The following is an 11,700-nucleotide window of genomic DNA, read 5'->3' on the forward strand; positions in this document are numbered from 1 at the left end:
GGCGCCGTCCGTTGTGCCCACCCTCCCCCAAGCTCTCGGCTTCGCTCGAGCAGGGGGGACCCCCATCGCCCCAGCGGAACGAATGCCCACAACGGGCTACGCCACCGCCTCCGCCGGAGCCGTCTGCGGGGCGCGGATGCCCAGGTCTGTCAGCAGCGACTGGGCCGCGCGGTGGGCCGAGGTGAGGGCGCCCTGGGGCGTGGCCGTGTCGCGGTGGTCGCCGCAGACGTAGAGGCCCGCGAGCAGGCGGACCGGGCGGCGGGGGTCGTGCGGGGGCGGCATCGCCGGGATCGCCGCGGGCGTGTGCTGGAGCGCGAGGAGCCGCCACTCGTCCGTCGACGTCCCGTACAGGGTCGCGAGGTGCTTCCGGACCCGGCGCTCCGCGTCGTCGGGCGGGGTGCCCAGGACCGTCGAGGTGACCAGGACCCGGCCCGCCGGCGCCCGCGTGGGGTCGACCGCGCTCATGACGGCCGTGTGCGCGACCGGGCCGCCCGGGTCGGACTCCAGGAGCAGGACAGGGTCGGCCGCGGGCGGCTCGGGCGCCGTGTGATGCAGCACGGTCACCGCGTGGAAGGCCGGCACGCGCAGCCCGGGCAGCAGCTCCGCCGCCGTGCGCGCCCCCGTCGCCAGGACGACCGAGCGGCAGCCGAACACCCCGTGCTCCGCCGTCTCGACCCGGTTGATCGCGACATCCGTGACCCGCACCCCCGTACGTACCGTCCCTGGCGGCAGCGCCGCCGCCAGCAGTTCGGGCAGCGTCCCCGACCCGCCCTCCGGCACACACAGCCGGCCGCGCGCGAAGGCCCGCAGAGCGAGGTCGGCGTAGCGGCTGGACGTGACCAGGTCGGGGTCGCCGAGCAGCGCCGCGACCAGGGGCCGCAGCACCCCCTGGACCGTACGGGTCGGCAGACGGGCCGTCAGGGCCTCGCGGGCGGTCCGCTCCGGCCGGTTAAGGAGCCGCTGCGCGGGCGTCGCCGCGAGCCGCGCCAACGAGGCACCCAGGCGCGCCTGGTCCAGCGAGGCGGCCGGATTTCGCGGGGCGCTCGCAAGGGCGCGCGCCACCGTGAAAGCGCCCCCTACGCCCCAGGGGGCGTGGGGGTACCCCCTCCCTACGCCCCACGGCGCACGGTGAGGGCGTCGGCGGGCATGTGGGAACTGCGGGAACTGCGGGAACTGCGGGAACGGTTCGCCGATCCTCGCGTACCGGCCGTCGCTGTGGACCAGCGCCCCCGGCGCGAACGGCCGCAGCGTCACCCCCGCAAGGCCCCGGGTGCGGAGCAGATCCGCGTACGAGGCCGTGAGCAGCGGGCCCACCCGGTCGAGCCGGAAGCCGTCCACGTCGTCGGTGACCATCCGGCCGCCGACCCGCGGCCCGGCCTCCAGGACCGTGACCCCGAGCCCGGCGCTGGTCAGCCGGTGGGCGGCCGCGAGCCCCGCGATCCCGGCCCCGACAATGACGACGTCCGTGACGACATCCGTATGGCGTGCGGTACTGAGCACGTGCCCCTCCCCAGGTCGGCGCGGCTTGGTGGGAGGCCTATGCCCCCAACCCGCCCCCGGAATGCCCGAGTTCGCATTCAGGGCATGCCAGCCTCGGGCAGCCGCCCCCACCCGCGCCAGCGGCGCGCACGGGGGTGCACGCAGCACGGGGTCGCACCGCGAGCAGGCCACAAGGACCGCGACGAGACCGCGACGCGTCAGGCCGCCGCCCGGATCGACTCGTCGATCGTCGGGAAGGCGAAATCGAACCCCGACTCCAACAGGCGGCTCGGCAGCACCCGCTGACTGCCCAGCACATCCACCGCGAACTCGCCGAGCACCAGCCGCAGCGCCGGCGCCGGGACCGTGAGGAGCGTCGGGCGGCGCAGGACCCGGCCCATCGCCGCCGTCACCTCCCGGTTGGTGACCGGCTCGGGGGCCGTCAGGTTCACCGGCCCGGCGAGGGACTCCGTGTCGATCAGATGCCGCAGCGCGGCCACCTCGTCGTGCAGCGAGATGAAGCTCCAGTACTGCCGGCCGTCGCCCATCCGCCCGCCGACCCCCGCGCGGAAGACCGGGAACAGCCGGCCCCACGCCCCGCCCTCGGCGGCCACCACGAGACCCGTGCGGGCGTACGCGACCCGGATGCCGGCCTCCTCGGCCGGGGCCGCCGCGGCCTCCCACTCCACGCACACCGAGGGCAGGAAGCCCTCGCCCGCGGGCGCGCTCTCGTCGACCGCGCGCGAGCCGGTGTCACCGTAGAAGCCGAGCGCCGTGCCGCACACCAGGACCTTCGGCGGCTCGGCCAGCGAGGCGAGGGCCTCCGAGATCGCCCGCGTACCGAGCACGCGGCTGTCGCGGATCTCCTTCTTGTACGCCTCGCTCCAGCGGCGCTCGCCGACCCCCGCGCCCGCGAGGTGGACGACCGCGTCGACGCCGACGAGCCCCGCCGCGTCCACGTACAGCCGCGCGGGGTCCCACTCGACCTCGTCCGCGGTCCTGGCGGGCCGCCGCACCAGGCGGGAGACGTGGTGGCCGTCGGCGCGCAGGGAGCGCACCAGGGCCGAGCCGATGAGTCCGGACGCGCCGGTGACGGCGATGCGGGAGCGGGAGCATTCCATGCGGCCCATCCTGCCCCTCCCGGCCCGGGCGTGACACAGTTGGGTGCATGGTCACGCCGGAGACGCGCATACGCCAGGCCCTACCCGCCGACGAGAGCGCCCTCGGGGAGCTCGACCGGTCCACCTGGTCGCCGCTGCACGCCGTGATGCCCCCGCCCGAGCCCCCGTACAGCCCGTTCTTCGACGAGCGGCACCGGCCCGAGGACTACCTGGTCGCCGAGCGCGACGGCGCCGTCGTCGGCTACCTGCGGCTCGTTCCGCCCACCCGGCTCGCCTGCAACCGGCATGTCCGCCAGATCCAGGGTCTCGCCGTCGCGGAGAGCGCCCGCGGCCGGGGCGTGGCCCGTGCGCTGTTGCGCGCCGCGATGGCGGAGACCCTGCGGCAGGGCGGCAAGCGGATCACCCTGCGCGTCCTCGGCCACAACACCCCGGCCCGCGCGCTCTACGAGTCCGAGGGCTTCGCGGTCGAGGGCGTCCTGCCCGGCGAGTTCTTCCTGGGCGGGACGTACGTGGACGACGTTCTGATGGGCCGTACGGTCACCGCTGAGGCGACCCAGGCGACCCAGGCGACCCAGGCGCCCTAGACGAGCCAGGCGTCAACGGCCCCATCCCGCCCATCAGTTCGCGCAGACAGCGCACCGCGAGCTCGGCCGGTGCCCCCTTCCCCCGTACCGGCGCGTCCGTCTCCGCCCACGCCTCCAGGGCCACCCGGATCGCGTCCGTGGCCGCCGCCGCCGCGAGGCGTACCTCCAACGGGTCGGCGCCGGGGCCGGCCAGCTGCGCCACCACGGCGAGCAGCTTCTCTTCCGACTCCTGGTTGACCCGGTACCAGACCGCCCGCAGCGCCGGATCCTCGGCCGCCGCCCGCAGCAGCCCGCGCGTCCAGCGCAGCCCCTCCGCCGTCTCCTCGTCGGCGCCCGCGAGCGCCTCGGCGATCGACCGCTCCAGGGCGGCCGGCACGGTCGAACCCGGCTCCGCCGCCGCGAGCGACTCCCGCCAGCGGTCCGCGCCGCCCGCAAGCAGCGGGGCGACGGCGTCCTGCTTGGAGCGGAAGTAGCGGTAGAAGGTGCGCAGCGCGACCCCGGCGCGCAGGGCGATGTCCTCGGCCGTCGTGCCGTCCGGGCCGCGCTCGGTGAAGAGCTCGGCGGCGGCGCGCGCGATGTCGAGCTGGGTGGCGGCCTTGCGGCGCTCCGTCAGTGTCGGGGCGGGGGGCTTGGTACTCACCGTACGAAGGGTAGCCCCACCCCTGCCGACCCTGCATGTCATGCAGGCATGGCAAAACGTGCCACCCAGGCGTACGGTGTCTTATGCATCGAGAGACTCGCCAGCGAGAGGTCGGACAGGACATGAACCGCTACGTAGGACGCCGCGCACTGGTCACCGGTGGCGGTTCCGGCATCGGCCAGGCCACCGTGCTGCGCATGCTCGCCGAGGGCGGCAGCGTCGTCGCCGCCGACATCAGCGAGGACGGCCTCAAGGACACCGTCGCCAAGGCAGGCGCCGACGCGGGCCGTCTGACGACGCTCGTCGTGAACATCGCCGACGAGACCTCGGTACGCGCGGGCGTCACCGCCGCCGTCGAGGCGCTGGGCGGCGGCCTGGACGTGCTGGTCAACGCGGCCGGCATCCTGCGTTCCTCGCACACCCACGAGACGACCCTCGACGCCTTCGAGCAGGTCGTACGGATCAACCTCACCGGCACCTTCCTGGTGATCCGCGAGGCGATACCCGCCCTCCTGGAGGGCAACGGCTCCGCCGTCGTGAACTTCTCCTCCACCTCGGCGATGTTCGCCCACCCGTACATGGCCGCCTACGCGGCCAGCAAGGGCGGCATCCAGTCCATGACGCACGCGCTCGCCGCCGAGTACGCCAAGCAGGGCATCCGCTTCACCGCCGTCCAGCCCGGATCCATCTCCTCCGGCATGACCGACGGCTCCGGCGCCAGCCGCCAGTCCACCGGCCCCGGCCTGCCCGAGGACACCGACTGGTCCCTCTTCGCCAAGCTCGCCCCGGCCATCGGCGAGGGCTTCGCCGGCCCCGAGACCGTGGCCGGTGTCGTCGCGATGCTCGCCTCCGAGGACGGCAGGTTCATCACCGGCACCGAGGTCCGCATCGACGGCGGAACGCACTTCTGACGGAGGGGCACGGACCCGGGACACCGGGTCCGTACCTCATCGGCTCACGCGCCGAAGCGCTCCCACAGCCGCGGGAAGCGCTCCGCGAGCCCCGCCTCGTCCTCCAGATCGAAGGCGACGCCCTCCGGCTCCGCGGGCTGCGGCGGGATCCCCAGATCGGGTGCCTCGATGCCGGTGAGCTGCTCGTACGCCTCGTCGGCGGCGAACCCCAGCTCCTCGCCGTCCCCGTCGATCTCCGTGTCGAAGTCGACCAGCAGCTCGGCCAGGGCGTCCGGATCGTGCACCGCGCCCTCGAAGACCTCCCGGCCCTGCCCGATCAGCCAGCAGCGGAAGTAGTCGAAGACGTCGTCGCTCGCCCCGTCGAGCAGCACCGCCGCCGCGCCCCACAGATCCCAGCGGTACGCGCGGTTGTAGCGGGCCTCGAAGTGGCGGGCGAAGTCGAGCACGGAGTCGGGATCGAGCTGCAGCAGCCGCTCGACGAGCAGGTCGGCGTGTTCCTCGGGATCGCCCTCGGCGGCCTCGCGCGTCGAGTCGATGATCTCCCAGAACTCCGTTTCGTCCATCACGGCATCCAGCATCGACGGTGGGGGAGGGCGGCGCACCCGGAAACACCCAAATTCAAACCAGACAGAAGATGTCCTACTTTCCTGTCACGCTCGTTCCATGACGACAGAGACGAAGCAGCTGCGCGGCAGGATCGCACTGGTCGCGGGCGCCACACGGGGCGCCGGGCGCGCCATCGCCGTACAGCTGGGCGCTGCGGGCGCGACGGTGTACGTGACCGGGCGCACCACCCGGGAGAAGGTCAGCGAGGTCGGCCGCGCGACCGAGACCATCGAGGAGACGGCCGAGCTGGTGACGGCGGCCGGCGGCGAGGGCATCGCGGTGCCCACCGACCATCTGGAGATCGACCAGGTCCGGGCACTCGTCGAACGGATCGACGAGGAGCGGGGCCGGCTGGACATCCTGGTCAACGACGTATGGGGCGGCGAGCACCTCATCAAGTTCGGCGAGAGGTTCTGGGAGACGGACCTCGACGGCGGCCTGCGCATGCTCGAACTCGGCGTGAAGACGCACGCGATCACCTCCCGGCTCGCGGTGCCGCTGCTCATCCGGCACCCCGGCGGCCTCGTCATCGAGGTCACCGACGGCACGGCCGAGTACAACAGCACGAGGTTCCGCGAGAACCTCTTCTACGACCTGGCCAAGAACGCGCCGATCCGGATGGCCTTCGGCCTCGCGAAGGACCTTGAGGAGGTCGGCTGCGCGGCGGTCGCGCTCACGCCCGGCTGGCTGCGCTCCGAACAGATGCTGGAGCACTTCGGGGTGACCGAGGCGAACTGGCGCGACGCGACCGACAAGGTCCCCGACTTCGCCGTCGCCGAGTCCCCTGTCTACGTCGGCCGCGCCGTCGCCGCCCTCGCCGCGGACCCCGACCGGGCACGCTGGAACGGGCAGTCGCTCTCCAGCGGACAGCTGGCGAAGGAGTACGGCTTCACGGACGCGGACGGCTCACAGCCGGACGCCTGGGGCTTCATCATCGCCAAGGAGAAGGACGCGGACGTGTCGGTGGACGACTACCGCTGACACCGGCTCAGCCGTACAGCGCCGCGAGCCCCCGGGCCGCCTCGGCGAATCGGGCCCGCAGCGGGTCCGGAGCCAGTACTTCCACCTCCGGGCCCAGCGACAGCAGCTGACCGAGGGCGACCTCCTCGTTCTCCACGAGGAGCGTCGCCGTCGTCCGGCCCTCCGCGTCCGTGGAGCCGCCGGCCAGCGCCTCCTCGGCCGCCGCGCGGTCCGTCACGTACGGGAGTCGGCGCGCCCCGGCCGCCGAGAGCCGCAGCACGACCTCGGCGCGCAGGATCGAGCGGGCGAACTCGGCCGCGCGCTCGGCCCAGAAGGCGGCCAGGTCGAACCCCTCGTCCCGTACGAAACGCTCCTCACCGAGCGCAACGGCCGTGAAGCGGTCCACCCGGTACGTACGGAACGCCGTGCCGGAACGCGCGCACAGGTACCAGACCCCGGCCTTCAGGACCAGGCCGTACGGGTCGAGGTCGCGGTCAACCTCGCGGTCGCCGCGCCGGTAGCGGGCGGAGATCATCCGGTCGTCCCAGACCGCCTCCGCGATCGGCGGCAGCAACTCCGGTGTCTCCGGCTCCTGGTACCAGCCGGGCGCGTCGAGCAGAAACCGCTGCGCCGCCGACTCCGGGGCGTCGCGCAGTGAGGGAAGCAGCGCCGCGGACACCTTCAGCCGGGCCGCCGAGGCCGCGTCCTCCAGTCCCATGTCCCGCAGCGCGCCGGGCAGTCCGGACAGGAACAGCGCCTCGGCCTCGCCGCGCGCCAGGCCCGTCAGACGCGTGCGGTAGCCGCCGATCAGCCGGTACCCGCCGGCCCTGCCCCGGTCCGCGTACACCGGAACCCCCGCCTCGGAGAGGGCGAGGGCATCGCGGGTGATGGTGCGTTCGGACACCTCCAGCTCCGCGGCGAGCTCGGCGGCCGTCATGGACGGACGGGACTGGAGGAGGAGCACCATCTTGATAAGGCGAGCGGCACGCATGAGTCCATCATGCGTGCCGCCACTGACAAGCCCGGGGCCTTTACAGGCCGTAGCGCTCGCGCGCCTCCTTCACCGCGGAGGCGGGAACCTCGCCGCGGCGCGCCAGCTGCGCCAGGGCCGCGACGACGATCGACTGGGCGTCGACGCCGAAGTGGCGGCGGGCCGCGGCGCGGGTGTCCGACAGGCCGAAGCCGTCCGCACCGAGCGAGGACCAGTCCTGCTCGACCCACTGCGCGATCTGGTCCGGGACCTGACGCATGTAGTCGGACACGGCCAGGACCGGGGACTCCACGCCCTCCAGCGCCCTGCGGATGTACGGCACCTGCTCCTCGCCGCGCAGCAGTGCCGCGTCGGCCTCCAGCGCGTCGCGCCGCAGCTCCGTCCAGGAGGTCGCGGACCACACGTCGGCGCCCACGCCCCACTCGGCGGCGAGCAGCTTCTGCGCCTCCAGGGCCCAGTGGATGGCCGTACCGGAGGAGAGCAGCTGGATCCGCGCGGCGTTCGCGGGCAGGTCCAGGCCGGCCGACTCCGCCGTGTTGAAGCGGTACAGGCCCTTGATGATGCCCTCGTCGACCCCGGCCGGCTTGGCCGGCTGCGGCATCGGCTCGTTGTAGACCGTGAGGTAGTAGAAGACGTTCTGGTCCTCGCCCTCGGCGGCCTCGCCGTACATCCGGCGCAGACCCTCCTTGACGATCGCCGCGACCTCGTAGGCGAACGCCGGGTCGTACGTCAGGGCGGCCGGGTTGGTCGCCGCGATGACGGGGGAGTGGCCATCGGCGTGCTGGAGGCCCTCACCGGTCAGCGTCGTACGGCCGGCCGTCGCGCCGACGAGGAACCCGCGGCCGAGCTGGTCGCCGAGCTGCCACATCTGGTCGGCGGTGCGCTGCCAGCCGAACATCGAGTAGAAGATGTAGAAGGGGATCATCGCCTCGCCGTGCGTCGCGTACGACGATGAAGCGGCGATGAAGTCGGCCATCGAACCGGCCTCGGTGATCCCCTCGTTGAGGATCTGGCCGTTGACGGCCTCCTTGTAGTACATCAGCTGGTCGCGGTCGACCGGCTCGTACGTCTGGCCCTTCGGCGAGTAGATGCCGAGCGAGGGGAACAGCGACTCCATACCGAAGGTGCGGGCCTCGTCCGGGACGATCGGGACCCAGCGCTTGCCGGTCTCCTTGTCGCGGACCAGGTCCTTGACCAGTCGTACGAACGCCATCGTGGTCGCGACCGACTGCGAGCCGGAGCCCTTGTCGAAGGCGGCGAAGGTCTTCTCGGCCGGGGCCGGCAGCGGGGCGAGCGGCTGGACGCGGCGGGCCGGGGCCGGGCCGCCGAGGGCCGCACGGCGCTCCTGGAGGTAGCGGACCTCGGGGGAGTCGGCGCCGGGGTGGCCGTAGGGCACGACGCCGTCGACGAACTGGGCGTCGGAGATCGGCAGGTCGAGCAGGTCGCGCATGGCCTTGAACTCGTCCGTGCTGAGCTTCTTCATCTGGTGGTTCGCGTTCTTCGACGCGAAGCCCTCACCGAGGGTGAAGCCCTTGACGGTCTGCGCGAGGATCACCGTCGGCGCGCCCTTGAACTCCAGGGCGGCCTTGTACGCGGCGTACACCTTGCGCGGCTCGTGGCCACCGCGGGAGAGGTGGAAGCACTCCAGGATCTTGTCGTCGCTCAGCAGCTGCGCCATGGCGACGAGCGCCGGGTCGGAGCCGAAGAAGTCCTGGCGGATGTAGGCGGCGTCGCGGGTCTGGTACGTCTGGACCTGGGCGTCCGGGACCTCGCGGAGGCGGCGGACGAGGGCGCCGGTGGTGTCGAGCGCGAAGAGCTCGTCCCAGGCGTTGCCCCACAGCGACTTCACGACGTTCCAGCCGGCGCCGCGGAACTGGGCTTCCAGCTCCTGCACGATCTTGAAGTTGGCGCGGACGGGGCCGTCGAGGCGCTGCAGGTTGCAGTTGATGACGAAGGTCAGGTTGTCGAGACCCTCGCGGGCGGCGAGTGCGAGGGCCGCCGTCGACTCGGGCTCGTCCATCTCGCCGTCGCCGAGGAACGCCCACACGTGGGAGGCGGAGACGTCCTTGATGGAGCGGTTGGTGAGGTAGCGGTTGAAGCGCGCCTGGTAGATGGCGGAGAGGGGGCCCAGACCCATGGAGACGGTCGGGAACTCCCACATCCAGGGGAGGCGGCGCGGGTGCGGGTAGGAGGGGAGGCCGTTGCCGCCGGACTCCTGCCGGAAGTTGTCGAGGTGGGCCTCGGTGAGGCGGCCGTCGAGGAAGGCGCGGGCGTAGATGCCGGGGGAGGCGTGGCCCTGGATGTAGAGCTGGTCGCCGGAGCCGTCCTGCTCCTTGCCGCGGAAGAAGTGGTTGAAGCCGGTCTCGTACAGCCAGGCGGCGGAGGCGAAGGTGGCGATGTGGCCGCCGACGCCGTGCTTGGCACCGCGGGTCACCATGGCGGCGGCGTTCCAGCGGTTCCAGGCGGTGATCCTGCGCTCCATCTCCTCGTCGCCGTCGATGGCCGGCTCGGCGGAGGTGGGGATGGTGTTGACGTAGTCCGTCTCCAGCAGCTTGGGCAGGGCGAGGCCCGCGCCCTCGGCGTGCTGGAGCGTGCGGCGCATCAGGTAGGCGGCCCGGTGAGGGCCGGCGGCCTTGGTGACGGCGTCCAGGGAGGCCGCCCACTCGGCGGTCTCCTCGGTGTCACGGTCCGGGAGCTGGTCGAGCTCACTCGGAATGTTGCCTACGGGACCGGTCATGATCGCCGCCTTCCGGACAGATGGGGGTGGAGAAGGGTGCCTTGTCTGGCAGGACAGGGCGAGGGCCGGGGTGCGGCCCGCCGAAGACTGTAAGCCGCCGATCGATGATCGATCAAAGCGTTGAAGAGAAAAACTTCGCCGGAACCGGAAAGTCGGCACAGGGTGCCGCGAAATCAGGCACCGGGTGCCTTGTTTTCCCAGGTGAGGCACCGGATGAGGGCCCCGTCGCACGAATGAGCGCCCCCCGGGCTGCGGCGCCGGGCGCGGGGCGCTCGCGGAGTCGGGGCCCCTGGCCGCCGCGCCCGCCGGGCGGGTGGTGCCGACGCTGAGGCGTTGCCGCCCCGCGCCGGGCCGCGGCGTAGGCACGCCCCTGCTTCGCGGCGCGGAGCTGCCGCGCGGGGACGGAGTGGGCACGCGCCTGCGTCGCGGCGCGGAGCCCCGAGGAACGTGTTCCCCCGGCGGCCGGCGGCTGCCGTGCCTGAGACGCCTGCGGCGCCCGGCGTCGTGCGCCTGCGCGCCTTTCGCGGCGCGAAGCTGCCGCAGCGGGCGGGGGCGGAGCCCCCGAACAGCGCCCCGGCTCGCGGGCCTGCGCGCGCTTCGCGGCGCGGAGCTGCCGCGTGGGTGCGGAAGGAGCCGCGATGAATGTTCCCTCCCCGCCGCGGGGCCGGGCCCCTGGCCGCCGGCGCCCGCTGTGCGCCAGGGCTGCGGAGTGCCCGGGGCTGGATGTCGACGCTCCCTGGCCCCGCGTGCCGGGGCGGCGCGGGTGCGCGCATGCTTCGCGGCGCGGGGCCCCTGGGAAGCCAGACCCGACCCGGCCCCGGCGGGGTTTGGGGGACCCGTCACGGGCACGGGGGCGGCGCTCCAGATGTCGTGGCCGCCGCGCGCCCGAGGGCTACGCCCTCGGGGCGCAGCCCAGGACGTGGGCCTTGACCAGGGCGCCGATGTTCGGGTCCGCGCGGCGGAAGGCCTCCACGAGTTCCTGGTGTTCCTCCGCGTACGACTTCTGGACCGTGCCCAGCCAGCGGATCGACAGCGCCGTGAAGACCTCGATGCCCAGGCCCTCCCACGTGTGCAGCAGTACGCTGTTCCCGGCCGCCTTCACCAGCTCGCGGTGGAAGCCCACCGTGTGCCGCACCTGCGCCGTCCCGTCGGCCGCCCGGTCCGCCTCGTACAGGGCCGCCACGTGCGGCTCCAGGGCCGAGCAGTCGGCCGCGAGCCGGTTCGCCGCCAGCTCCGCCGCGATCTGCTCCAGACCGGCCCGGACCGGGTAGCTCTCCTCGAGGTCGGCCGCGGTGAGGTTCCGTACCCGTACACCCTTGTTGGGGGACGACTCGATCAGCCGCAGCGACTCCAGCTCGCGCAGCGCCTCGCGCACCGGCGTCTGGCTGACCTCCAGCTCGGTCGCGATCCGGCGCTCGACGATCCGCTCGCCCGGCTTCCAGCGGCCACTGACGATGCCCTCCACGATGTGCTCGCGGATCTGTTCGCGCAGCGAGTGGACGACGGGCACGCTCATGAAGCCGCTCCTTAAGGGACGCGTTGACACTCAAGACAATACGGCGGCGGGGGGGGGGGGGGGGGGGGGGGGGGGGGGGGGGGGGGGGGGGGGGGGGGGGGGGGGGGGGGGGGGGGTGGGTCGTCGGCTATGTACCATGTGCAGAGCCCCTCTGC

10 protein-coding genes are annotated in these 11,700 nt (G+C 73.3%); 3 read left to right on the plus strand and 7 right to left on the minus strand.

Annotated elements, in window-relative coordinates; genetic code table 11:
• Positions 1 to 96: 96 nt before the first annotated feature.
• Complete coding sequence (locus ACZ4VI_RS21980) at positions 97 to 1,500, minus strand: NAD(P)/FAD-dependent oxidoreductase (RefSeq protein ID WP_468001517.1); 1,404 nt, start codon at positions 1,498 to 1,500, stop codon at positions 97 to 99.
• Positions 1,501 to 1,697: 197 nt separating this feature from the next.
• Positions 1,698 to 2,609, minus strand: coding sequence for a TIGR01777 family oxidoreductase (locus tag ACZ4VI_RS21985; RefSeq protein ID WP_468001519.1), 912 nt, complete (start codon positions 2,607 to 2,609; stop codon positions 1,698 to 1,700).
• Positions 2,610 to 2,647: 38 nt separating this feature from the next.
• Here ACZ4VI_RS21985 and ACZ4VI_RS21990 point away from each other — a divergent pair, with 38 nt between their 5' ends.
• Positions 2,648 to 3,184 carry a GNAT family N-acetyltransferase gene (locus tag ACZ4VI_RS21990; RefSeq protein ID WP_468001521.1) on the plus strand — a complete coding sequence of 179 codons (537 nt, stop codon included), beginning with the start codon at positions 2,648 to 2,650 and terminating at the stop codon, positions 3,182 to 3,184.
• On the opposite strand, the gene ACZ4VI_RS21995 is transcribed toward ACZ4VI_RS21990, so the two are convergent.
• The gene (locus ACZ4VI_RS21995) at positions 3,138 to 3,824 is read right to left on the minus strand and encodes a TetR family transcriptional regulator (protein ID WP_468001523.1); all 687 of its coding nucleotides are present in this window, start codon (positions 3,822 to 3,824) and stop codon (positions 3,138 to 3,140) included. The two genes, ACZ4VI_RS21990 and ACZ4VI_RS21995, sit on opposite strands and share 47 nt — an antisense overlap.
• 122 nt (positions 3,825 to 3,946) lie before the next feature.
• Between ACZ4VI_RS21995 and ACZ4VI_RS22000 the strand changes: the two genes are divergently transcribed.
• The gene (locus ACZ4VI_RS22000) at positions 3,947 to 4,735 is read left to right on the plus strand and encodes an SDR family NAD(P)-dependent oxidoreductase (protein ID WP_468001525.1); all 789 of its coding nucleotides are present in this window, start codon (positions 3,947 to 3,949) and stop codon (positions 4,733 to 4,735) included.
• A 44-nt stretch (positions 4,736 to 4,779) separates the two neighbouring features.
• Here ACZ4VI_RS22000 and ACZ4VI_RS22005 read toward each other — a convergent pair whose 3' ends face one another.
• Positions 4,780 to 5,298, minus strand: coding sequence for a DUF4240 domain-containing protein (locus ACZ4VI_RS22005; protein ID WP_468001885.1), 519 nt, complete (start codon positions 5,296 to 5,298; stop codon positions 4,780 to 4,782).
• 100 nt (positions 5,299 to 5,398) lie between these two features.
• Between ACZ4VI_RS22005 and ACZ4VI_RS22010 the strand changes: the two genes are divergently transcribed.
• Complete coding sequence (locus tag ACZ4VI_RS22010) at positions 5,399 to 6,322, plus strand: SDR family oxidoreductase (protein ID WP_468001527.1); 924 nt, start codon at positions 5,399 to 5,401, stop codon at positions 6,320 to 6,322.
• Between the two features lie 7 nt (positions 6,323 to 6,329).
• On the opposite strand, the gene ACZ4VI_RS22015 is transcribed toward ACZ4VI_RS22010, so the two are convergent.
• The 3 genes from ACZ4VI_RS22015 to ACZ4VI_RS22025 all read right to left on the minus strand — a co-directional run bounded on the left by ACZ4VI_RS22015 (position 6,330) and on the right by ACZ4VI_RS22025 (position 11,545).
• Entirely contained in the window at positions 6,330 to 7,292 is a 963-nt protein-coding gene (locus ACZ4VI_RS22015; RefSeq protein ID WP_468001529.1) for a helix-turn-helix transcriptional regulator, read from the minus strand.
• Positions 7,293 to 7,332: 40 nt separating this feature from the next.
• Complete coding sequence (aceE, locus tag ACZ4VI_RS22020) at positions 7,333 to 10,029, minus strand: pyruvate dehydrogenase (acetyl-transferring), homodimeric type (RefSeq protein WP_468001530.1); 2,697 nt, start codon at positions 10,027 to 10,029, stop codon at positions 7,333 to 7,335.
• Between the two features lie 892 nt (positions 10,030 to 10,921).
• Positions 10,922 to 11,545 carry a GntR family transcriptional regulator gene (locus ACZ4VI_RS22025; RefSeq protein WP_468001532.1) on the minus strand — a complete coding sequence of 208 codons (624 nt, stop codon included), beginning with the start codon at positions 11,543 to 11,545 and terminating at the stop codon, positions 10,922 to 10,924.
• Between the last annotated feature and the right edge of the window lie 155 nt (positions 11,546 to 11,700).

It is taken from the genome of Streptomyces sp. NPDC029169 (genome assembly GCF_055563935.1).